The sequence below is a fragment of the Streptomyces sp. NBC_01275 genome, from assembly GCF_026340655.1.
In the GTDB taxonomy this organism is placed as follows: Bacteria; Actinomycetota; Actinomycetes; order Streptomycetales; family Streptomycetaceae; genus Streptomyces.
In genome coordinates this window covers 1,924,222-1,946,468 of sequence record NZ_JAPEOZ010000001.1, presented here as the reverse complement: position 1 = coordinate 1,946,468, position 22,247 = coordinate 1,924,222, and the positions used below count along the sequence as shown (strand labels likewise).

The 22,247-nt window shown below is 67.7% G+C and carries 16 protein-coding genes, 3 rRNA genes and 1 pseudogene; 15 read left to right on the top strand and 5 right to left on the bottom strand.

All coding sequences use genetic code 11. The annotated features are described in order from the left end of the window. Nucleotides 1-149 precede the first annotated feature (149 nt). Complete coding sequence (locus OG562_RS08315) at nt 150-1,115, top strand: SPFH domain-containing protein (RefSeq protein WP_266395467.1); 966 nt, start codon at nt 150-152, stop codon at nt 1,113-1,115. Nucleotides 1,116-1,225: 110 nt separating this feature from the next. On the opposite strand, the gene OG562_RS08310 is transcribed toward OG562_RS08315, so the two are convergent. The 3 genes from OG562_RS08310 to OG562_RS08300 all read right to left on the bottom strand — a co-directional run bounded on the left by OG562_RS08310 (nt 1,226) and on the right by OG562_RS08300 (nt 3,255). Further along, the gene (locus tag OG562_RS08310) at nt 1,226-1,732 is read right to left on the bottom strand and encodes an HNH endonuclease (RefSeq protein ID WP_266395466.1); all 507 of its coding nucleotides are present in this window, start codon (nt 1,730-1,732) and stop codon (nt 1,226-1,228) included. A gap of 155 nt (nt 1,733-1,887) precedes the next feature. Then, complete coding sequence (locus OG562_RS08305) at nt 1,888-2,427, bottom strand: YbhB/YbcL family Raf kinase inhibitor-like protein (RefSeq protein WP_266395463.1); 540 nt, start codon at nt 2,425-2,427, stop codon at nt 1,888-1,890. A 45-nt stretch (nt 2,428-2,472) separates the two neighbouring features. Next, nucleotides 2,473-3,255 carry a sporulation protein gene (locus tag OG562_RS08300; protein ID WP_266395460.1) on the bottom strand — a complete coding sequence of 261 codons (783 nt, stop codon included), beginning with the start codon at nt 3,253-3,255 and terminating at the stop codon, nt 2,473-2,475. Between the two features lie 195 nt (nt 3,256-3,450). Here OG562_RS08300 and OG562_RS08295 point away from each other — a divergent pair, with 195 nt between their 5' ends. The 6 genes and pseudogenes from OG562_RS08295 (at nt 3,451) to OG562_RS08270 (ending at nt 12,110) form a co-directional block, all read left to right on the top strand. Continuing rightward, a complete protein-coding gene (locus OG562_RS08295; protein WP_266395458.1) occupies nt 3,451-4,092 on the top strand; it encodes a DNA-3-methyladenine glycosylase in 642 nt (213 codons plus the stop codon). Between the two features lie 540 nt (nt 4,093-4,632). After that, nucleotides 4,633-6,158 (top strand): 16S ribosomal RNA (locus tag OG562_RS08290). A 323-nt stretch (nt 6,159-6,481) separates the two neighbouring features. After that, nucleotides 6,482-9,605 (top strand): 23S ribosomal RNA (locus OG562_RS08285). Between the two features lie 102 nt (nt 9,606-9,707). After that, nucleotides 9,708-9,824: ribosomal RNA gene (gene rrf / locus OG562_RS08280) — 5S ribosomal RNA — on the top strand. Together the 16S, 23S and 5S rRNA genes form the textbook arrangement of a ribosomal RNA operon. Before the next feature lie 198 nt (nt 9,825-10,022). Then, nucleotides 10,023-10,817: pseudogene (locus OG562_RS08275) on the top strand (tetratricopeptide repeat protein); the annotation flags it as partial. 480 nt (nt 10,818-11,297) lie between these two features. Further along, a complete protein-coding gene (locus tag OG562_RS08270; protein ID WP_266409106.1) occupies nt 11,298-12,110 on the top strand; it encodes a hypothetical protein in 813 nt (270 codons plus the stop codon). Nucleotides 12,111-12,188: 78 nt separating this feature from the next. Here the strand turns inward: OG562_RS08270 and OG562_RS08265 are convergent, their stop codons facing one another. Further along, complete coding sequence (locus OG562_RS08265) at nt 12,189-13,472, bottom strand: DUF1015 domain-containing protein (RefSeq protein WP_266395456.1); 1,284 nt, start codon at nt 13,470-13,472, stop codon at nt 12,189-12,191. A gap of 82 nt (nt 13,473-13,554) precedes the next feature. Here OG562_RS08265 and OG562_RS08260 point away from each other — a divergent pair, with 82 nt between their 5' ends. From OG562_RS08260 to OG562_RS08245, 4 genes are all read left to right on the top strand, one after another. Beyond that, nucleotides 13,555-14,583, top strand: a complete 1,029-nt coding sequence (locus OG562_RS08260; protein ID WP_266395453.1) for an HAD hydrolase-like protein — start codon at nt 13,555-13,557, stop codon at nt 14,581-14,583. Nucleotides 14,584-14,656: 73 nt separating this feature from the next. Next, a complete protein-coding gene (locus OG562_RS08255; protein WP_266395450.1) occupies nt 14,657-15,700 on the top strand; it encodes an iron ABC transporter permease in 1,044 nt (347 codons plus the stop codon). Nucleotides 15,701-15,774: 74 nt separating this feature from the next. Then, nucleotides 15,775-16,794, top strand: coding sequence for an iron chelate uptake ABC transporter family permease subunit (locus OG562_RS08250; protein WP_266409105.1), 1,020 nt, complete (start codon nt 15,775-15,777; stop codon nt 16,792-16,794). After that, nucleotides 16,791-17,654: an ABC transporter ATP-binding protein gene (locus OG562_RS08245; protein ID WP_266395447.1), complete on the top strand. Its 864-nt coding sequence runs from the start codon at nt 16,791-16,793 to the stop codon at nt 17,652-17,654. Before OG562_RS08250 ends, OG562_RS08245 begins: the two co-directional genes overlap by 4 nt. A gap of 3 nt (nt 17,655-17,657) precedes the next feature. Here OG562_RS08245 and OG562_RS08240 read toward each other — a convergent pair whose 3' ends face one another. Further along, entirely contained in the window at nt 17,658-18,005 is a 348-nt protein-coding gene (locus OG562_RS08240) for an SCP2 sterol-binding domain-containing protein (protein ID WP_266395443.1), read from the bottom strand. 42 nt (nt 18,006-18,047) lie between these two features. Between OG562_RS08240 and OG562_RS08235 the strand changes: the two genes are divergently transcribed. The 4 genes from OG562_RS08235 to recN all read left to right on the top strand — a co-directional run bounded on the left by OG562_RS08235 (nt 18,048) and on the right by recN (nt 22,014). Further along, nucleotides 18,048-18,338 carry a hypothetical protein gene (locus OG562_RS08235; protein ID WP_266395441.1) on the top strand — a complete coding sequence of 97 codons (291 nt, stop codon included), beginning with the start codon at nt 18,048-18,050 and terminating at the stop codon, nt 18,336-18,338. A gap of 7 nt (nt 18,339-18,345) precedes the next feature. Beyond that, on the top strand, nt 18,346-19,161 hold the full coding sequence (locus OG562_RS08230; protein WP_266395437.1) for a TlyA family RNA methyltransferase: 816 nt from the start codon (nt 18,346-18,348) through the stop codon (nt 19,159-19,161). Then, complete coding sequence (locus tag OG562_RS08225; protein WP_266395434.1) at nt 19,158-20,063, top strand: NAD kinase; 906 nt, start codon at nt 19,158-19,160, stop codon at nt 20,061-20,063. The genes OG562_RS08230 and OG562_RS08225 overlap by 4 nt, the downstream gene beginning before the upstream one ends. A 208-nt stretch (nt 20,064-20,271) precedes the next feature. After that, the gene (recN, locus tag OG562_RS08220; RefSeq protein WP_266395432.1) at nt 20,272-22,014 is read left to right on the top strand and encodes a DNA repair protein RecN; all 1,743 of its coding nucleotides are present in this window, start codon (nt 20,272-20,274) and stop codon (nt 22,012-22,014) included. Nucleotides 22,015-22,247: the final 233 nt, after the last annotated feature.

The following is a 22,247-nucleotide window of genomic DNA, read 5'->3' as shown; positions in this document are numbered from 1 at the left end:
CGCCCAAAGCGCGCACAACTCCCGCACGGCGCAAGTGAACCGAACACCTCACGATCCACACGACGTTCTGTCACACTCGACCAGCAAGATCTTCAACAGGCATAAGATCTTCCGAAAGCGCCGAGGCGGAGAAGGGTACGGGGAGCACGATGGATGCGGTCATCATCGTCCTGATCATCCTGGTGGTGTTGGTCTTCATCGCCCTGATCAAGACGATCCAGGTCATCCCACAGGCGAGCGCCGCGATCGTGGAGCGCTTCGGCCGCTACACACGCACGCTCAACGCGGGTCTCAACATCGTCGTCCCGTTCATAGACACCATCCGCAACCGCATCGACCTGCGCGAACAGGTCGTCCCGTTCCCGCCGCAACCGGTGATCACCCAGGACAACCTGGTCGTCAACATCGACACGGTCATCTACTACCAGGTGACCGACGCCCGGGCCGCGACCTACGAGGTCGCCAGCTACATCCAGGCGATCGAGCAGCTCACCGTCACCACGCTGCGGAACATCATCGGCGGCATGGACCTGGAGCGCACCCTGACCTCCCGCGAGGAGATCAACGCGGCCCTGCGCGGCGTCCTCGACGAGGCCACCGGCAAGTGGGGCATCCGCGTCAACCGCGTCGAGCTCAAGGCCATCGAGCCGCCCACCTCCATCCAGGACTCGATGGAGAAGCAGATGCGCGCCGACCGTGACAAGCGCGCCGCGATCCTCACCGCGGAGGGCACGCGCCAGGCCGCCATCCTCACCGCGGAGGGCGAGAAGCAGTCCCAGATCCTGCGCGCCGAGGGCGAGTCCAAGGCGGCCGCCCTGCGCGCCGAGGGCGAGGCCCAGGCCGTCCGCACGGTCTTCGAGGCCATCCACGCCGGCGACCCGGACCAGAAGCTCCTCTCCTACCAGTACCTCCAGATGCTCCCGAAGATCGCCGAAGGCGACGCCAACAAGCTCTGGATCGTCCCCAGCGAGATCGGCGACGCCCTCAAGGGCCTCTCCGGCGCGATGGGCAACTTCGGCAACCCGGGCGGCAATTCGGGCAGCGGCAACTCCGGCGGCAACTCCGGCGGCTCAAGTGGCAACAACGAGCGCCGCGAAAAGCCCTCCATCGACTGACCCGACTGCGGCTCTACGACAGTGGGGCCCACCTCCCGACGGAGGTGGGCCCCACTGCTGTAACCGCCGTACAGGCCAGAGGGGTCAAGACGGTCAGGCGGTCTGGCGGGCTAGGCCGCGGGCTGGGCCAGCCAGTCCGGGAGCGCGTCGAAGTCCTCGTGTCCCAGGGACAGCAGCATCGCGTCCGCCGGCGAAGGCTCGAACGGCTGCCGCAGCAGCGGCATACCCGCCTGGTCCGGAGTCCGGTCCGCCTTGCGGTGGTTGTCCTCCGCGCAGGACGCGACCGTGTTCAGCCACGAGTCCCGGCCGCCCTGCGCCCTCGGCACCACGTGGTCCACGGTCGTCGCCCGGCGGCCGCAGTACGCGCACCGGTGCCGGTCCCGCACCAGCACACCCCGCCTCGACCACGGGGCTTGTCTTCGGAAGGGCACCCGTACATACCTGCACAGCCTGATCACCCGGGGCGCCGGTATGTCGACCGCGGCCCCGCGCATACGCAGTTCGGGGTGGGCCTGCTCGACGACGGCCTTGTCCTGGAGCACCAGAACGACGGCTCGATTCAACGTCACCGTCGACAGCGGCTCGAAACTGGCGTTCAGCACCAGCGTGTCTCGCATTCCAGCCCACCTCCCATGCGCACAGGCCCACTCCCTGGCGGGCTTGGATCAACTCTGGCCGGGCACGCCGAGATGGACAACGCAATAAAAAATGCCCGCCCCTGATCACTTCCAAGACCAGAGGCGGGCAAACGTTCAATGAACGATGAGCTGACTCATCCCTCCGCGGGATGCTCGTACGCACCGATCAGCTGAGCACGGGCGATCGTGTGGAACCGCAGATTGAAGCCGACGACGGCGGGTGAGGCGTCGGCATCCGGACCGAGCTTCTCCTGGTCCACCGCGTACACCGTGAAGACGTACCGGTGCGACCCGTCCCCGGGCGGCGGCGCGGCCCCACCGAAGTCCTTCGATCCATAGTCGTTACGCGCGTGCACGGCCCCTTCGGGCAGCCCGTCGAACTTCCCGCTGCCCACGCCCGCCGGCAGCTCGGTCACGGAGGCCGGAATGTCGAACAGCACCCAGTGCCAGAACCCGCTGCCGGTGGGGGCGTCGGGGTCGTAGCAGGTCACCGCGAAGCTCTTGGTCCCGGGCGGGAAGCCCTCCCACCGCAGCTGCGGCGAGGTGTTCCCCTCCGCGTAGACCTGGTCGTCCTTGAGCGTCGCGCCTTCCGCGAAGTCCGCGCTCGTCACCGTGAACGACGGCACGGACGGATGGAAGTCATGGGGGAGCGGCCGCCGCTTGAGCTCGGTCACCTCGGTACCTCCTGAACGGTTCTGTGGGGGCAAGTGGTTCCGAGCCTAGAACCAGTTGCGCTTGCTGCCGACCTCGGACAGCCACTGGTTGAGGTACGCCGCCCAGTCGGTCGCCTGGTAGTCGTGCAGACCCACCTGGAACGAGCGGAAGGTGTCGCTGCCCTCGCTGAACAGCCCCGGCTTCTTGTCCATCTCGAGGATGACGTCCATCGCGTTCTCGTCGGCGACGAAGCTCAGCTCGACCTGGTTCAGACCCCGGTACTGCGACGGCGGGAAGAACTCGATCTCCTGGTAGAACGGCAGCTTCTGCCGGGTGCCCCGGATGTGACCGCGCTCCATGTCCGCGTTCTTGAAGCGGAAGCCCAGCTGGATGAACGCGTCCAGGATCGCCTTCTGCGCCGGCAGCGGGTGGACGTTGACCGGGTCGAGGTCGCCGGAGTCCACGGCCCGCGCGATCGCCAGTTCCGTCGTCACTCCGATGTGCATTCCGCGCAGCGGCTGACCGTCGATCGTGGTGACCGGCGTCTCCCACGGGATCTCGAGCCCGAACGGCACCGTGTGCACGGCGCCCGCCTGCAACTCGAAGGCCCCGCCGAGCTGCACCTTCGTGAACTCGATGTCCTGCTTGTACTCCTGGTCGCCGCTCTCGACCTCGACCTTGGCCTGCAGTCCGACGGACAGCCCCTCGATCTGCTGGTTGACGGACCCGCCCTGGATCCGCACCTCGCCCTGGACGACACCGCCCGGAACGACGTTGACCTCGGTCAGCACCGTCTCGACCGAAGCCCCGCCGGCCCCCAGACTCGCGAGCAGCTTCTTGAACGCCATGACTCTCCCTCTAAGACCTTCTACGACCTCTACTACGGGCACTGCGGGTACTACGCGTATCCAAGGGATCCCTCGACCCCTTGATCCCTACAAACGCGATCCGGCCGCGGCCGGTTCCGCGTCCCACACCCTGGCAAGCAGAGCGCCCGCTGACCACCCCGACGCACCCATCGGTCTGCACTACGCTCCGAGGGCATGATCGCGACCCCCGACCGTACGCCCCTGCCCAGGGCCTTCTTCGACCGCCCTGTGCTGGAAGTGGCCCCGGACCTCCTGGGCCGCTTCCTCGTCCGTACGACCCCCGACGGTCCGATCACCCTCCGCCTGACAGAGGTCGAGGCCTACGACGGCGCGAACGACCCCGGCTCCCACGCCTACCGCGGTCACACGGCCCGCAACGAGGTGATGTTCGGTCCGCCCGGTCATGTGTACGTCTACTTCACCTATGGCATGTGGCACTGCATGAACCTCGTCTGCGGTCCGGAGGGCCGGGCGAGCGCGGTTCTGCTGCGCGCCGGCGAGGTGGTCGAGGGCACGGAGCTGGCGCGTAAACGTCGACTCTCGGCCCGATATGACAAGGAACTGGCCAAAGGACCTGCCCGCCTGGCCACCGCCCTGGACGTGGACCGAACCCTCGACGGCACGGACGCGTGCACCAAGGGGGACACCCCCTTGAGGATCCTGACCGGCACCCCGGTCCCCTCCGACCAGGTACGCAGCGGTCCGCGCACCGGAGTCTCCGGCGACGGAGCCGTCCACCCCTGGCGGTACTGGGTCGCTGACGACCCGACAGTGAGCCCCTACCGGGCCCATGCCCCCCGACGCCGCTCAAGTTGACTCGCTCATGAACGGCGCGTAACGTGGCCCGAGCCGCTTGAACCGGGTACGGCAATCGCCTGCAGCCGGAAGTGGCCAACCCACTACCTACGACGCCCCTCAGCGGGAGCGGATTTCGGCGTGCCCGCATGCCCGAATTCGAACTCGCAGGAACTCGATTATGAGTTGCCGAGGGAATCGGCTAACGTAGTGAATGTCGAAAGGCCGACGGGCGAAAGCCCAAAGCCCAAGGCATAACCCGCCGACAGGGAATCGGATCGGAAAAGGATCTGATAGAGTCGGAAACGCAAGACCGAAGGGAAGCGCCCGGAGGAAAGCCTGAGAGAGTCTCTCGGGTGAGTACAAAGGAAGCGTCCGTTCCTTGAGAACTCAACAGCGTGCCAAAAATCAACGCCAGATATGTTGATACCCCGTCCCCGGCAGTGATAGCCGAGGATGAGGTTCCTTTGAAAAAAACACAGCGAGGACGCTGTGAACGGCCGGGCTTATTCCGCCTGACCGTTCCGCTCTCGTGTGTGTAGTCCCGATTACGGGAAAACATTCACGGAGAGTTTGATCCTGGCTCAGGACGAACGCTGGCGGCGTGCTTAACACATGCAAGTCGAACGATGAAGCCCTTCGGGGTGGATTAGTGGCGAACGGGTGAGTAACACGTGGGCAATCTGCCCTTCACTCTGGGACAAGCCCTGGAAACGGGGTCTAATACCGGATAACACTTCCATTCTCATGGGTGGGGGTTAAAAGCTCCGGCGGTGAAGGATGAGCCCGCGGCCTATCAGCTTGTTGGTGAGGTAACGGCTCACCAAGGCGACGACGGGTAGCCGGCCTGAGAGGGCGACCGGCCACACTGGGACTGAGACACGGCCCAGACTCCTACGGGAGGCAGCAGTGGGGAATATTGCACAATGGGCGAAAGCCTGATGCAGCGACGCCGCGTGAGGGATGACGGCCTTCGGGTTGTAAACCTCTTTCAGCAGGGAAGAAGCGAGAGTGACGGTACCTGCAGAAGAAGCGCCGGCTAACTACGTGCCAGCAGCCGCGGTAATACGTAGGGCGCAAGCGTTGTCCGGAATTATTGGGCGTAAAGAGCTCGTAGGCGGTCTGTCACGTCGGATGTGAAAGCCCGGGGCTTAACCCCGGGTCTGCATTCGATACGGGCAGACTAGAGTGTGGTAGGGGAGATCGGAATTCCTGGTGTAGCGGTGAAATGCGCAGATATCAGGAGGAACACCGGTGGCGAAGGCGGATCTCTGGGCCATTACTGACGCTGAGGAGCGAAAGCGTGGGGAGCGAACAGGATTAGATACCCTGGTAGTCCACGCCGTAAACGGTGGGAACTAGGTGTTGGCGACATTCCACGTCGTCGGTGCCGCAGCTAACGCATTAAGTTCCCCGCCTGGGGAGTACGGCCGCAAGGCTAAAACTCAAAGGAATTGACGGGGGCCCGCACAAGCAGCGGAGCATGTGGCTTAATTCGACGCAACGCGAAGAACCTTACCAAGGCTTGACATACACCGGAAACGTCTGGAGACAGGCGCCCCCTTGTGGTCGGTGTACAGGTGGTGCATGGCTGTCGTCAGCTCGTGTCGTGAGATGTTGGGTTAAGTCCCGCAACGAGCGCAACCCTTGTTCTGTGTTGCCAGCATGCCCTTCGGGGTGATGGGGACTCACAGGAGACTGCCGGGGTCAACTCGGAGGAAGGTGGGGACGACGTCAAGTCATCATGCCCCTTATGTCTTGGGCTGCACACGTGCTACAATGGCCGGTACAAAGAGCTGCGAAACCGTGAGGTGGAGCGAATCTCAAAAAGCCGGTCTCAGTTCGGATTGGGGTCTGCAACTCGACCCCATGAAGTCGGAGTTGCTAGTAATCGCAGATCAGCATTGCTGCGGTGAATACGTTCCCGGGCCTTGTACACACCGCCCGTCACGTCACGAAAGTCGGTAACACCCGAAGCCGGTGGCCCAACCCCTTGTGGGAGGGAGCTGTCGAAGGTGGGACTGGCGATTGGGACGAAGTCGTAACAAGGTAGCCGTACCGGAAGGTGCGGCTGGATCACCTCCTTTCTAAGGAGCACTTCTAAGCCGGTCCTTCGGGGCTGGTTCAGAGGCCAGTTCATCGGCGAACGTCCGGTGCTGGTTGCTCAAGGGTGGAACGTTGATTATTCGGTGCACTCGGTCGTCTTGTCCTTCCTAGTACTGCTCTTCGGAGCGTGGAACGGATGAGGGAAGCGGCGGGGAGCATCGGGCACGCTGTTGGGTGTCTGAGGGCACGGCCGTGAGGTCGGGAAGCCTTCTGATGCCGGCCCCAGTGAACTCGAACCGGTTGGTTCGGGGTGATGGGTGGCTGGTCGTTGTTTGAGAACTGCACAGTGGACGCGAGCATCTGTGGCCAAGTTTTTAAGGGCGCACGGTGGATGCCTTGGCACCAGGAACCGATGAAGGACGTGGGAGGCCACGATAGTCCCCGGGGAGTCGTCAACCAGGCTTTGATCCGGGGGTTTCCGAATGGGGAAACCCGGCAGTCGTCATGGGCTGTCACCCATACCTGAACACATAGGGTATGTGGAGGGAACGCGGGGAAGTGAAACATCTCAGTACCCGCAGGAAGAGAAAACAACCGTGATTCCGGGAGTAGTGGCGAGCGAAACCGGATGAGGCCAAACCGTATGCGTGTGAGACCCGGCAGGGGTTGCGCATACGGGGTTGTGGGATCTCTCTTTTACGGTCTGCCGGCCGTGAGACGAGTCAGAAACCGTTGATGTAGGCGAAGGACATGCGAAAGGTCCGGCGTAGAGGGTAAGACCCCCGTAGCCGAAACATCAGCGGCTCGTTTGAGAGACACCCAAGTAGCACGGGGCCCGAGAAATCCCGTGTGAATCTGGCGGGACCACCCGCTAAGCCTAAATATTCCCTGGTGACCGATAGCGGATAGTACCGTGAGGGAATGGTGAAAAGTACCGCGGGAGCGGAGTGAAATAGTACCTGAAACCGTGTGCCTACAAGCCGTGGGAGCGTCGGAGTGCATGCTTGCATGCACTCTCGTGACTGCGTGCCTTTTGAAGAATGAGCCTGCGAGTTTGCGGTGTGTTGCGAGGTTAACCCGGGTGGGGTAGCCGTAGCGAAAGCGAGTCCGAATAGGGCGTTTCAGTAGCACGCTCAAGACCCGAAGCGGAGTGATCTAGCCATGGGCAGGTTGAAGCGGAGGTAAGACTTCGTGGAGGACCGAACCCACCAGGGTTGAAAACCTGGGGGATGACCTGTGGTTAGGGGTGAAAGGCCAATCAAACTCCGTGATAGCTGGTTCTCCCCGAAATGCATTTAGGTGCAGCGTCGTGTGTTTCTTGCCGGAGGTAGAGCACTGGATAGGCGATGGGCCCTACCGGGTTACTGACCTTAGCCAAACTCCGAATGCCGGTAAGTGAGAGCGCGGCAGTGAGACTGTGGGGGATAAGCTCCATGGTCGAGAGGGAAACAGCCCAGAGCATCGACTAAGGCCCCTAAGCGTACGCTAAGTGGGAAAGGATGTGGAGTCGCACAGACAACCAGGAGGTTGGCTTAGAAGCAGCCACCCTTGAAAGAGTGCGTAATAGCTCACTGGTCTAGTGATTCCGCGCCGACAATGTAGCGGGGCTCAAGCGTACCGCCGAAGTCGTGTCATTCCAGCATATAGCCCCAACGGGTGCTGGGATGGGTAGGGGAGCGTCGTGTGCCGGGTGAAGCCGCGCCGGAAGGCAGTGGTGGACGGTTCACGAGTGAGAATGCAGGCATGAGTAGCGATACAAACGTGAGAAACGTTTGCGCCGATTGACTAAGGGTTCCTGGGTCAAGCTGATCTGCCCAGGGTAAGTCGGGACCTAAGGCGAGGCCGACAGGCGTAGTCGATGGATAACCGGTTGATATTCCGGTACCCGCTGTGAAGCGTCAAACATCGAACCAGGCGATGCTAAGTCCGTGAAGCCGTTCCGGACCCTTCGGGGAATGGAAAGTGGTGGAGCCGACGGACCAGACTTGTAGTAGGTGAGTGATGGGGTGACGCAGGAAGGTAGTCCATCCCGGGCGGTGGTTGTCCCGGGGTAAGGGTGTAGGCCGTGCGATAGGCAAATCCGTCGCACATGTAGGCTGAGACCTGATGCCGAGCCGATTGTGGTGAAGTGGATGATCCTATGCTGTCGAGAAAAGCCTCTAGCGAGTTTCATGGCGGCCCGTACCCTAAACCGACTCAGGTGGTCAGGTAGAGAATACCGAGGCGTTCGGGTGAACTATGGTTAAGGAACTCGGCAAAATGCCCCCGTAACTTCGGGAGAAGGGGGGCCACGTCTGGTGAGGGGACTTGCTTCCCGAGCTGGGTGTGGCCGCAGAGACCAGCGAGAAGCGACTGTTTACTAAAAACACAGGTCCGTGCGAAGCCGTAAGGCGATGTATACGGACTGACGCCTGCCCGGTGCTGGAACGTTAAGGGGACCGGTTAGTCACTCTTCGGGGTGGCGAAGCTGAGAACTTAAGCGCCAGTAAACGGCGGTGGTAACTATAACCATCCTAAGGTAGCGAAATTCCTTGTCGGGTAAGTTCCGACCTGCACGAATGGCGTAACGACTTCTCGACTGTCTCAACCATAGGCCCGGTGAAATTGCACTACGAGTAAAGATGCTCGTTTCGCGCAGCAGGACGGAAAGACCCCGGGACCTTTACTACAGTTTGATATTGGTGTTCGGTTCGGCTTGTGTAGGATAGGTGGGAGACTTTGAAACGTGGACGCCAGTTCACGGTGAGTCGTCGTTGAAATACCACTCTGGTCGTGCTGGATGTCTAACCTGGGTCCGTGATCCGGATCAGGGACAGTGTCTGATGGGTAGTTTAACTGGGGCGGTTGCCTCCTAAAGAGTAACGGAGGCGCCCAAAGGTTCCCTCAGCCTGGTTGGCAATCAGGTGTTGAGTGTAAGTGCACAAGGGAGCTTGACTGTGAGACCGACGGGTCGAGCAGGGACGAAAGTCGGGACTAGTGATCCGGCGGTGGCTTGTGGAAGCGCCGTCGCTCAACGGATAAAAGGTACCCCGGGGATAACAGGCTGATCTTCCCCAAGAGTCCATATCGACGGGATGGTTTGGCACCTCGATGTCGGCTCGTCGCATCCTGGGGCTGGAGTCGGTCCCAAGGGTTGGGCTGTTCGCCCATTAAAGCGGTACGCGAGCTGGGTTTAGAACGTCGTGAGACAGTTCGGTCCCTATCCGCTGCGCGCGCAGGAACATTGAGAAGGGCTGTCCCTAGTACGAGAGGACCGGGACGGACGAACCTCTGGTGTGCCAGTTGTTCTGCCAAGGGCATGGCTGGTTGGCTACGTTCGGGAGGGATAACCGCTGAAAGCATCTAAGCGGGAAGCCTGCTTCGAGATGAGTGTTCCCACCCACTAGATGGGGTAAGGCTCCCAGTAGACGACTGGGTTGATAGGCCGGATGTGGAAGCCCAGTAATGGGTGGAGCTGACCGGTACTAATAGGCCGAGGGCTTGTCCTCAGTTGCTCGCGTCCACTGTGTTAGTTCTGAGGCAACGACCGTTGCCGGTTAGAGCTGAACAACAAGTGAAGAGTGTGCTTGTTCGCTCGAAACCATTAGGGTTTCGGTGGCCATAGCGTGAGGGAAACGCCCGGTTACATTTCGAACCCGGAAGCTAAGCCTCACAGCGCCGATGGTACTGCAGGGGGGACCCTGTGGGAGAGTAGGACGCCGCCGAACAATCTTTGGAAGGACCCCTGGTCCCAGCGTTCAGCTGGGACCAGGGGTCCTTTCGTTTTTCTGAAACAAGCTTTGAAACAAGCACAGCTTTGAAACAAGCACAGCCCGGAGCGCGCCGACTACTCGGCTGCGCGAGAATGTTTGCGGTACCGAAGACAGGAGTCACCGATGTCCACCAACTCTCCCGACGATCGACCGGAGCGCGACGAGCGGCGACGGGACAGTGGGGACCGCGGCGACCGCGGCGGTAACCGCGGCGACCGTCCCGCCTTCCGCCGGGACAACGACCGTGGCGGCTTCGGCCGGCGTGATGACAACCGTGGCGGCAGTGGTGGCGGCAACGCCGACCGTGGCGGCTTCCGTCGGGATGATCGGCGTGACGACCGTCGTGACGATCGTGGCCGTGGTGAGCGTCCTCCCTTCCGTCGCGACGACCGCGGCGACCGTGGTGACCGCCCCGCCTTCCGTCGCGACGACCGGCGCGACGACAATCGTGGCGACAACCGTGGCGGTGGCTCCGGCGATCGTGGTGGTTTCCGTCGTGACGATCGTCGTGAGGGCGATCGGGGTTCGCGTCCGGCCTTCCAGCGCGACGACCGCGATCGCGGACCGCGTCGGGACGACCGTGGTGAGCGTCCCCCCTTCCGCCGCGACGACCGCGGCGAGCGTCCTCCTTTCCGTCGCGACGACCGCGGCGACCGTCCCGCCTTCCGCCGCGACGACGACCGTGGCGGCTTCGGCCGGCGTGATGACAACCGTGGCGGCAGCGGTGGCGGCAACGCCGACCGTGGCGGCTTCCGTCGGGATGATCGGCGTGACGACCGTCGTGACGATCGTGGCCGTGGTGAGCGTCCTCCCTTCCGTCGCGACGACCGCGGCGACCGTGGTGACCGCCCCGCCTTCCGTCGCGACGACCGGCGCGACGACAATCGTGGCGACAACCGTGGCGGTGGCTCCGGCGATCGTGGTGGTTTCCGTCGTGACGATCGTCGTGAGGGCGATCGGGGTTCGCGTCCGGCCTTCCAGCGCGACGACCGCGATCGCGGACCGCGTCGGGACGACCGTGGTGAGCGTCCCCCCTTCCGCCGCGACGACCGCGGCGAGCGTCCTCCTTTCCGTCGCGACGACCGCGGCGACCGTCCCGCCTTCCGCCGCGATGACGACCGTGGCGGCTTCCGTCGGGACGATCGTCGAGACGACCGCAGGGACGACCGCCGCGGCGACGACCGTGGTGGCTTCCGTCGGGACGACAACCGTGGCGAGCGTGGTGGGTTCCAGGGCCGTGACGACCGTGGAAGCCGTGGGCCGCGTCGGGACGACCGTGGCGGTCGCCCCAGTGGCCCCGGTGGCTTTCGTGGGCGTGACGGGCGCGACGACCGCCGTGACGACCGGCGCGGCGACGACCGCCGTGGTGGCGGTGGCGGCGGACGTTTCCGTGATGAGCGGGACCGGGACCGGGAGCCGATCAAGCGGCTGCCGATCCCCGAGGAGGTCACCGGCGAGGAGATCGACAAGGACGTACGGCAGGAGCTGCAGAGCCTGCCGAAGACGCTCGCCGACGATGTCGCCAAGAACCTGGTGATGGTCGCGCGGCTGATCGACGAGGACCCCGAAGGGGCCTACGGATACTCCAAGGTGGCGCTGCGGCTGGCGTCGCGGGTCGCCGCGGTGCGTGAGGCGGCCGGGTTCGCCGCGTACGCCAACCAGAAGTACTCCGAAGCCCTCGCGGAGTTCCGGGCCGCTCGGCGGATGACCGGCTCCGTGGAGCTGTGGCCCGTCATGGCGGACTGCGAGCGCGGGCTCGGGCGGCCGGAGAAGGCGCTGGACATGGCCGGCGCCCCCGAGGTCAACAAGCTCGACAAGGCCGGGCAGGTGGAGATGCGCCTCGTCGCCGCCGGCGCCCGGCGTGACCTGGAGCAGCTGGACGCGGCCATCGTGACGCTGCAGAGCCCCGAGCTCGCCTCCCACTCCGTGCAGCCGTGGACCGCGCGGCTGCGGTACGCGTATGCCGACGCGCTGCTCGCCGTCGGGCGTGAGGGTGAGGCGCGGGAGTGGTTCGCGAAGGCTGTCGAGGCCGACCGGGACGGCAGCACGGACGCCTCCGACCGGCTCGCCGAACTGGACGGGGTGGACTTCGTCGACGCCCTCGACGAGGGCGAGGCCGCCGAGGCCGCTGAGACTGTCGAGGCTGCCGCGAAGACCGAGGCTGAGGACGAGGTCAAGGTCAAGGACGACGACGAGGTCGACGTCGAGGACGAGGATGCGGTAAACGGCGACGAGGACTGACGTTCGTCCTCGTCGGTGAGACGTGAGGGGGGCGGGACCCGGTGGTGAACACCGGGTCCCGCCCCCTTTTTTCTTCTTTCAGAGGTCCAGTGCGCGCAGGACCAGGCCGGAGGCCGGCTTCGGGCCGAACGACGTCGACTTGCGGGGCATCGTGACGCCCTGGCGGGCCAGGTCGCGGACGACCTCTTCGCGGACCGGGTGCAGCAGGACGGCCGTACCGCCGTCGCGTTCCGCCTTGTCGACCGTGGCGGCCGTGTCGTGGATGTAGGCGATGTGGGCGGGGGAGTCCTCGGGGATGTGCCAGACGTGGTCGAGGAGCGTGGCGTGCAGGACCGTCGCGTCCAGGGTGCGCCAGGCCGCGGGGTGGTCGGCGGGGACGGTGCGGGCGAGAAGCGCCGGGTCCGGGCGGTCGAGGAGGTGGAAGGCGCCGTCGCCCGCCAGCAGGAACGCGTTGCCCGCGCAGGCCGCGTCCGCCAGGGTCTGCAGCGCCTCCGGCAGAGGGGTCTCCAGGCGCTGCACCCGGAACAGCCCCTCGACCGCCGCCAGGGCCTCGGCGACCGGCAGGCCGTGCAGGAGGCGGTGGATGGCGCGGACGCGCAGGGGGTAGCGGGCCGTGTCGACCAGGAGGACCAGGCCGTGGTCCCAGGGGCTGGGGGAGGGATGCTCCGCGCGGAGTCGGCGGTACGTCGCCCAGCGGTGGTGGCCGTCGGCGATCAGGGCCTGGTGGTGGGCCAGGTCCGCCTGGACGTCGGCGGTCTCGGCGGGGTCGGTGATCGCCCAGAGGCGGTGGCTGTAGCCGTCCTCCGTGGTGGTGGACAGGAGCGGCGGCTGTGCGGCCGTACGGTCCACGATGTCGGCCGTCGTGCCGTCGCCCCGGTAGGTGAGGAGGAGGGGCTCGAGGTTGGCGTGGGTGGCGCGCATCAGGGCCGCTCGGTCCGCGACGACGTGCGGTATGACGTCCTCGTGGGGGAGGACCGTGCCGTCCGCGGGCTCCGAGACGCGCAGGAGGCCGATGAGGCCGCGCTGGAGCATGCCGTCGGCGTGCCGCTGTTCGTAGACGTACAGGGCGGGCTCGGGATCGACCGTCAGGACGCCCTCGGCGAGCCAGCGGCGCAGCGTGTCGGCGGCCTGGTCGGTGCGGGCGCTGGGCGTGGTGGCCTGCGGCAGGATCAGCCGGACGATGTTGTACGGATCCGCGTCCTGGAGTTGGTGCAGACCGTCGGGGCGGACGACGACGTCGTACGGCGGGGAGGTGACGGCGGCAAGGCTCCCGACCCGGTCGGGGTCGTAGCGCAGGCCTCGGAACGGGGTGAGTTCCAGGCCTCGGGGCGCCGTTGCTTCCGAGTGACCTGCTGTGTTCATCCCGGCATCGTACGTGTCCTACGTCTGTCAGTGGCATGCGCGATGATCGGGGGAAAGCGGATCGATCGAGGAGCGATGCGGAATGAGCCGGAGCGTCAGGACGAAGCCCGAGGGCAGTGGGCAGGCCCTGAGCGAGGCGTACGACACTGCGCTGCTCGACCTGGACGGGGTGGTGTACGCGGGGGGCAACGCGATCGCGTACGCCGTGGAGTCGTTGGCCGTCGCCCGCGCGGGAGGGATGCGGCTCGCGTATGTCACCAACAACGCGCTGCGGACCCCGGACACCGTGGCCGGGCATCTGACGGAGCTGGGGATACCGACGGGGCCGGATGACGTCATCACGTCGGCGCAGGCGGTCGCGCGGCTGATCAGCGAGCAGGTGCCGGCGGGGGCGCGGGTGCTGGTGATCGGCGGTGAGGGGCTGCGGGTCGCGCTGCGGGAGCGGGGGCTCGAGCCCGTGGAGTCGGCGGACGACGATCCGGCGGCGGTGGTGCAGGGGTTCGGCGGGCCCGATCTGGCGTGGGGGCGGTTCGCCGAGGCGTCGTACGCCGTCGCGCGCGGGGTGCCGTGGTTCGCGTCCAACACCGACCTGACGATTCCCAGCGGGCGGGGCATCGCGCCGGGCAACGGGGCGGCGGTGGAGGTCGTGCGGATAGCGACCGGCGCCGAGCCGCAGGTCGCGGGGAAGCCGTTGCCGCCCATGCACCGGGAGACGATCCTGCGGACGGGCGCCGAGCGGCCGTTGGTCGTCGGGGACCGGCTGGACACGGACATCGAGGGCGCGTTCAACGGGGAGGTCGACTCCTTGCTCGTCCTCACCGGCGTGACCGACGGCGCGCAGCTTCTCGCCGCGCCCCCGCAGCACCGGCCGACGTACGTGGACGCCGATCTGCGTGGGCTGCTCACCGGGCAGCCGGAGGTCACCGTGGCAGGCGACGGCTTCCGGTGCGGCGGTTGGACGGCGACGGCGGGCGCGGAGCAGCTGGAGCTGGTCGGGGAAGGCGAGGCCCTGGACGGGTTGCGGGCGCTGTGCGCGGCGGCATGGACGGCGGCGGGCGAGGGAAACTGCGGGCTGGACGGGGGGAAGGCGCTGGCGCGGCTGGGTCTGTGAACGCCTTGCCCAGGTCATGACCAGCTGTGACCAGGCTTCGAGGTCGATGGGGAGGGTAGGCTAACCTAACTGGGTGTTGGTCGACAGCGTTCCCGAACAGCGCGCGGAGACTGCCCCCGCGCCCCCAACCCGCCGCGCGATTCGTTCCGTTGGACTGCTCGTGTCCGTGGCGGTGCTGCTGGCGGTCGCGGTGGCGAGCGTCGCCATCGGGGCCAAGGAGCTGTCCGTCGCGCAGGTCTGGCACGGACTCTTCGAGGACTCGGGGACCTATGGCGACGTCGTCGTCGGTGAGCGGCTGTCAAGGACCGTGCTCGGGCTGCTCGTCGGCGCCGCGCTGGGCCTGTCCGGGGCCGTGCTGCAGGCGTTGACGCGCAATCCGCTGGCCGATCCCGGGCTGCTCGGCATCAACGCGGGCGCCTCGGCGGCGGTCGTCACCGGCATCACGTACTTCGGCGTGACGAGTCTGACCGGCTATGTCTGGTTCGCCTTCTTCGGTGCGGCGGCGGTCGGCGCGCTGGTCTGGTTCCTCGGCGGCAGCCGGGGGGCCACGCCGGTGCGGCTCGCGCTCGCCGGCACCGCTATCAGCGCCGCGCTCTACGGCTATCTCCAGGCCGTGATGATCATGGATGACGCGGCGCTCGCCCGGATGCGGTTCTGGACGGTCGGCTCGCTGTCCTCGGCGACCGACGAGACCATCTGGCAGGTGCTGCCCTTCCTGGCCGTCGGCACGCTCCTGGCGTTCGTCCTCGCCCGGCCGCTGAACGCCATGGCCATGGGCGACGACACCGCCAAGGCCCTCGGCGCCGATCTCAACCGCACCCGGGCGCTGTCCATGCTGGCCGCCACCGTGCTGTGCGGCGCCGCGACCGCCGCCTGCGGGCCGATCGTGTTCGTCGGGCTGATGGTCCCGCACGCGGTCCGCTCCTTCACCGGCCCCGACCTGCGCTGGATCATGCCGTACGCGGCGCTCCTGTCGCCGGTGCTGCTGCTCGGCTCGGACGTGCTCGGCCGGGTCGTCGCCCGGCCGTCGGAGGTCCAGGTCGGCATCATCACCGCGATCATCGGCGGCCCGGTGTTCATCTTTCTCGTACGACGGCGGAGGACGGCCCAGCTGTGAGGACCGCAGGGACAGAGACGGCAGGGACGGCCGAGACGGCAGGGACGGCAAGGCGGAAGGGGGGCGTCCGTGCGCTGCGCACCCCGGGCGGGCTCTCCGTGCGGCTGGACTTGCGCGCGCTGGTCGTCGTCGTACTGCTGGTGGCGGCCGCGCTCGGCGCGAGCGTCGTGCTGATCGGCACCGGCGACTTCCCGATCCCGGCCGGGGACGTGCTCAGGACGCTGTTCGGCGAGGGCACCGCGGCCCAGGAGTTCATCGTCAACGACCTGCGGCTGCCGCGCGTCCTGGTCGGACTGCTGGTGGGGGCCTCCCTGGGACTCGGCGGCGCGCTGTTCCAGGCCGTCTCCCGCAACCCGCTCGGCAGTCCGGACGTGCTCGGGCTCGGGCAGGGGGCGACGGCCGGCGCGCTCGTGATGATCGTGCTGTTCTCCGGCAGCGCCGCACAGGTCACCGTGGGCGCGCTGGTGGGCGGGCTGGTGACCGGGTCCCTCATCTACCTGCTGGCGTGGAAGCAGGGGGTGCACGGCTACCGGCTGGTCCTGGTCGGCATCGGCGTCTCGGCGATCGCGACGGCGGTCAACGGCTACCTGATCACCAAGGCCGACTTCGTCGACGCGGCCCGTGCGGTCGTGTGGATGACCGGAACCCTCGACGGCCGTGACTGGAAGCAGGTCTGGCCGCTGCTCGCCCTGGCGGGCGTGCTCGTGCCGCTCGTCCTCGCCAACGCGCGCGGGCTGCGGATGACGGAGATGGGCGACGACGTCTCCCATGCCCTCGGGGTGCGGGTGGAGCGCGTACGGCTGCTGCTGATGGTCTCCGCCGTCCTGCTGACCGCTGCCGCCACCGCCGCCGCGGGCCCCGTCGGCTTCGTGGCGCTCACCGCGCCGCAGCTCGCCCGGCGGCTGACCCGTTCGCCCGGGCCGAACCTGGTGCCGTCGCTGTGCATGGGCGCCGCCCTGCTGGTCACCGCCGACTGGGCCTCGCAACGGCTGTTCGGCGACGGACAACTGCCCGTGGGCGTGGTCACCGGCGTGCTCGGCGGCGTCTATCTGCTGTGGCTGCTGGTCACCGAGCGCAAGGCGGGCCGGATATGAGCGGCTCGGCGAACAAGAACATCCCAAGGAGCCCGAGGAGCACCGTGAACCGCCTGTCCGCCGAGAACGTCACCCTCGCCTACGACCAGCGGGTCATCGCCGAACAGCTGTCGGTCGAGATACCCGACAACTCCTTCACCGTGATCGTCGGCCCGAACGCGTGCGGCAAGTCGACCCTGCTGCGGGCGCTGTCGCGGATGCTGAAGCCTGCCCAGGGCCGGGTGCTGCTCGACGGGCAGGTCATCCAGTCGATGCCCGCGAAGAAGGTGGCGCGCACCCTGGGTCTGCTGCCGCAGTCGTCCATCGCGCCCGACGGGATCACCGTCGCCGACCTGGTGGGCCGCGGCCGCTACCCGCACCAGGGGATCCTGCGCCAGTGGTCGGTCGAGGACGAGCGGGTCGTACAGGAGTCCATGGCGCAGACCGGGGTCGCCGAGCTCGCCGACCGGTACGTCGACGAGCTGTCCGGCGGTCAGCGCCAGCGCGTGTGGATCGCGATGGCCCTCGCCCAGCAGACCCCGCTGCTGCTGCTCGACGAGCCGACGACCTACCTCGACATCCAGCACCAGATCGACGTGCTGGACCTGTGCGCGGAGCTCCACGAGGAGCAGGGCCGCACGCTCGTCGCCGTGCTGCACGACCTCAACCACGCGGCCCGGTACGCCACCCATCTGATCGCGCTGAAGGGCGGCGAGGTCATCGCGCAGGGCGCGCCGAACGACGTGGTCACCGCCGAGCTGGTCGAGAACGTGTTCGGGCTGCGCTGTCAGGTCATCGACGATCCGGAGACGGGGACGCCGCTGGTGGTGCCGGCGGCCCGCAAGGCACGCGCGCGCGTGACGGTCACCGGAGCTTCGTGACGGTCACAGCAGCTTTCTGAGCTGGAACAGGTCCTTCAGGCCCGCCTCCAGCTTCACCCGTCCCGTCCCCCACGCCTTCGCGAAGTTCAGCTCGCCGACGACGAGCGCGACCAGGTCGTCGCCGGTCATGGTCAGTCTGATCTGGGCCTTCTCCCCAGGAGGGCCCTGCAGGGTGTCCTGGACCACGATCCGGCCGTCCGTCATACGGCCGACGAAGGTGACGTCCAGGTCGGTGATCCGGCAGCTCACCGAGCGGTCCAGGGAGGCGGCCGTACGGGCGTCCCCTTCGGCGCGCTGCATGTTGTCCGAGAGCTTCTCGAGTGCCGCACGGCACTCCTCGATCGTGGCCATCGTGATCGACGGTACCGCAGCGGTTCGAGGTAGCGTCTGGGCATGAGCGACACAGTGCCGGCGCCGGAGACCGCGCCGGAGGAGCCGGAGCCGGCCTCGGAGCCGGAGTACGACCCCGCCGCGCCCGCTCCGCTGGCCGTCCCCCGCGTCCCCACCGGCTACGCCGAGGTCGACGCCCAGGTGGCGCGGCTGGCCGACGCCGACCACCTCGCCACGGACGGACACATCGAGGTGTACGAGGATGTACACCGGGGGCTGCGCGACGCGCTCACCGCGCTCGACGCCCGCCCGGGACCTCCGGCGCCCCCATCGTCGTATCAACACAGGAGCTGAACCGAACGTGGCAGGAGTCGCACGTCGCCGTCTGGACGCGGAGCTGGTGCGCCGCAAGCTCGCGCGCTCGCGTGAGCATGCCGGGCAGCTGATCGCCGCGGGGCGGGTCAGCGTCGGCAAGACCGTCGCGACCAAGCCCGCCACGCAGGTGGAGACCGCGGCCGCGATCGTCGTCGCCGTGGACGACGGCGACCCCGACTACGTCTCCCGGGGCGGGCACAAGCTCGCCGGCGCGCTGGAGGTCTTCGGGCCGCAGGGGCTCGTGGTGCGCGGGCGGCGGGCGCTGGACGCCGGTGCGTCCACCGGAGGGTTCACCGATGTACTGCTGCGGGCGGGCGCCGCGCAGGTCGTCGCCGTGGACGTCGGTTACGGACAACTCGCCTGGTCTCTTCAGAGCGATGAACGCGTCACCGTCAAGGACCGTACGAACGTACGCGAGTTGACGCTTGAAGCGATCGATGGGGAGCCTGTGGATCTTGTCGTGGGGGACTTGTCCTTCATCCCGCTCGGGTTGGTGCTGCCTGCCCTGGCGCGGTGCACCAAGCCGGACGCGGACCTGGTGATGATGGTCAAGCCGCAGTTCGAGGTGGGGAAGGAACGGCTCGGCAGCGGGGGCGTCGTACGCAGTCCCGAGCTGCGGGCCGAGGCGGTGCGCGGGGTCGCCGTGAGGGCGGGGGAGCTGGGGCTCGGGGTGCAGGGTGTCACCGCCAGTCCGCTGCCCGGGCCCTCGGGCAATGTCGAGTACTTTCTGTGGCTCCGGGCCGGGGCGCCTGCCCTGGACCCGGCCGACGTTGACCGTGCAGTTGCGGAGGGGCCGCGTTGACACCGAACCGAGCTCGTACTGTTTTCCTGCTCGCCCACACCGGGCGGCCCGCGGCCATTCGCAGCGCAGAGTTGGTGGTGAAGGGGCTGCTGCGCGAGGGCATCGGGGTGCGCGTACTGGAGTACGAGGCCGCCGACCTGCCCCTGCCGGACGAGGTGGAGCTGGTCTCCGAGGCCACCCCGCAGTGCCTCGAGGGGTGTGAGCTGCTCATCGTCCTCGGCGGGGACGGGACGCTGCTGCGGGGCGCGGAGTTCGCGCGGGCGTCCGGGGTGCCGATGCTCGGCGTCAACCTCGGCAGCGTCGGCTTCCTGGCCGAGGCCGAGCGCGACGACCTCGACAAGGTCGTCGACCGGGTGGTGAGCAAGGCGTACGAGGTCGAGGAGCGGATGACCGTCGACGTCGTCGTGCACCGCAACGGGGACATCGTGCACACGGACTGGGCGCTGAACGAGGCGGCCGTGCAGAAGGCCGGCGCGGAGAAGCTGCTGGAAGTCGTGCTGGAGATCGACGGGCGGCCCGTCACCGGGTTCGGGTGCGACGGGATTGTTCTGTCGACCCCCACCGGGTCCACCGCCTACGCGTTCTCGGCGGGCGGGCCCGTGGTGTGGCCCGAGGTCGAGGCGTTGTTGATGGTGCCGATCAGTGCGCATGCGCTGTTCGCGAAGCCGTTGGTGACCTCGCCCGACTCCGTGCTTGCCGTCGAGGTGCTGCCTCACATTCCGCCGGGCGTTCTGTGGTGCGACGGGCGGCGGACCGTCGAGCTGCCTGCGGGGGCTCGGGTGGAGGTGCGGCGGGGGGCTGTGCCGGTGCGGCTGGCCCGGCTGCATCACGCTTCGTTCACGGATCGGCTGGTGGCGAAGTTCGCGCTGCCTGTTTCCGGGTGGCGGGGGGCTCGGCAGTAGAAAATGCCCGGTGCCTCGGGGCTGCCGGGGCACCGGGCCACCCCCGCGTCGACGGGGAGCACCGCATCCGTAACTCGTCCAGGACGGAGACGACCTGACCACCCCCGCGTAGGCGGGGAACCGCTGAGGTAACGAGGAATGCCCCGTGCAGGTAACGCTCGGTCCTCGTTGTGGGGGGCGGCGTCGCACGGGGGCGGGAAAACCTCGTATGGTCGGGGGCGTGTTGGAGGAGATGCGGATACGGTCGCTCGGAGTCATCGACGACGCGGTCGTGGAGCTGTCGCCCGGGTTCACCGCTGTGACGGGTGAGACGGGTGCGGGCAAGACCATGGTGGTCACCAGCCTCGGGCTGCTGCTGGGCGGGCGCGCCGACCCCGCGCTCGTGCGGATCGGCGCCGAGAAGGCGGTCGTGGAGGGGCGCATCAGCGTGCCCGCGGGCGCCTCGGTGGCCGTACGGGCCGAGGAGGCCGGCGCCGAGCTCGACGACGGGGCGCTGCTCATCAGCCGTACCGTTTCCGCCGAGGGGCGGTCGCGGGCGCATGTCGGCGGGCGGAGCGTGCCGGTGGGCGTGCTGGCCGAGCTGGCGGACGAGCTGGTGGCCGTGCACGGGCAGACCGACCAGCAGGGGCTGCTGAAGCAGAGCCGGCAGCGGCAGGCGCTCGACCGGTACGCCGGAGGCGCGGTCGTCGGGCCGCTGGCCAAGTACACGGAGGCGTACCGGCGGCTGCGGGCCGTGGTGGGCGAGCTGGACGAGATCACCACGCGCGCGCGGGAGCGGGCGCAGGAGGCCGACCGGCTGCGCTACGGGCTCGACGAGATCGCCGGCGTCGAACCGCGCGCCGGGGAGGACGTCGAGCTGGCCGAGGAGGCCGAGCGGCTCGGGCACGCGGAGGCGCTGTCGTCGGCCGCCACGGCCGCGCACGCCGCTCTCGCGGGCAATCCCGAGGACCCTGAGGGCATCGACGCCGCGACGCTCGTAGCGGGCGCACAGCGGGCCCTGGAGGCCGTCAGGTCGCACGATCCGGCGCTGGCCGCGCTCACCGACCGGATCGGGGAGATCGGGATCCTGCTGGGCGATGTGGCGGGGGAGCTGGCGGGGTACGCCGACGACCTCGACGCCGATCCGCTGCGGCTGTCGGCGGTGGAGGAGCGGCGGGCCGCGCTGACCGCGCTGACGCGCAAGTACGGGCAGGACGTGAACGCGGTCCTCGCCTGGGCCGAGGAGAGCGTCGGGCGCCTGACCGAACTGGACGGCGACGACGAGCGGATCGACGAGCTGACCGCCGAACGGGACGCGCTGCGCGGCGAGCTGGGTGCTCTCGCGCAGGCGCTGACGGACGCGCGGACGGAGGCCGCCGAACGGTTCGCGGCCGCCGTGACCGCCGAGCTGGCCTCGCTGGCGATGCCTCACGCGCGTGTGTCGTTCGACATCCGGCAGACCGAGGACCCGCAGGGCGTGGAGGTCGGCGGGCGCACGGTCGCCTACGGCCCGGCGGGCGCCGACGAGGTGGAGCTGCTGCTCGCCCCGCATCCGGGCGCCCCGGCGCGGCCCATCGCCAAGGGCGCGTCCGGCGGTGAGCTCTCGCGCGTGATGCTCGCCGTCGAGGTCGTGTTCGCGGGCACGGACCCGGTGCCGACGTATCTCTTCGACGAGGTCGACGCGGGCGTGGGCGGCAAGGCCGCGGTGGAGATCGGGCGGCGGCTCGCGCGGCTCGCGAAGACCGCGCAGGTCGTCGTCGTCACCCACCTTCCGCAGGTCGCGGCCTTCGCCGACCGGCAGCTGCTGGTCGAGAAGACCAACGACGGGTCGGTGACCCGGTCCGGGGTGAAGGTGCTGGAGGGCGAGGAACGGATCCGGGAGCTGTCCCGGATGCTCGCCGGGCAGGAGGACTCGGAGACGGCCCGGGCGCACGCGGAGGAGCTGTTGGCGACCGCGCGGGCGGACGCCTGAGCGAGGGCGACGCCTGAGGGACGGGCGTCTGGAGTCTCCGGCAGGCGGATTGAGTCTCCCGCGGGCGCCTGGAGTTCCGGCAGGCGTCTTGAGGTTCGAGGGGCGTCTTGAGTTTCGAGGGGGCGGACACGGCTGGTGTCCGCCCCCTCGCCGCCCCTGGGCTCACTGCCCCTCGATTCGAACAGATCCCCCGCTTTTCTCACCCGTGTGGGTGACCCGTGCTGCCGTGTCGC

Coding starts and splice junctions, on each gene's coding strand:
- OG562_RS08235 (WP_266395441.1), top strand. CDS start 18,048: ATGAGCGACACAGTGCCGGCGCCGGAGACCGCGCCGGAGGAGCCGGAG.
- OG562_RS08295 (WP_266395458.1), top strand. CDS start 3,451: ATGATCGCGACCCCCGACCGTACGCCCCTGCCCAGGGCCTTCTTCGAC.
- OG562_RS08240 (WP_266395443.1), bottom strand. CDS start 18,005: ATGGCCACGATCGAGGAGTGCCGTGCGGCACTCGAGAAGCTCTCGGAC.
- OG562_RS08245 (WP_266395447.1), top strand. CDS start 16,791: ATGAGCGGCTCGGCGAACAAGAACATCCCAAGGAGCCCGAGGAGCACC.
- OG562_RS08315 (WP_266395467.1), top strand. CDS start 150: ATGGATGCGGTCATCATCGTCCTGATCATCCTGGTGGTGTTGGTCTTC.
- OG562_RS08265 (WP_266395456.1), bottom strand. CDS start 13,472: ATGAACACAGCAGGTCACTCGGAAGCAACGGCGCCCCGAGGCCTGGAA.
- OG562_RS08300 (WP_266395460.1), bottom strand. CDS start 3,255: ATGGCGTTCAAGAAGCTGCTCGCGAGTCTGGGGGCCGGCGGGGCTTCG.
- recN (WP_266395432.1), top strand. CDS start 20,272: ATGGTCGGGGGCGTGTTGGAGGAGATGCGGATACGGTCGCTCGGAGTC.
- OG562_RS08260 (WP_266395453.1), top strand. CDS start 13,555: ATGAGCCGGAGCGTCAGGACGAAGCCCGAGGGCAGTGGGCAGGCCCTG.
- OG562_RS08310 (WP_266395466.1), bottom strand. CDS start 1,732: ATGCGAGACACGCTGGTGCTGAACGCCAGTTTCGAGCCGCTGTCGACG.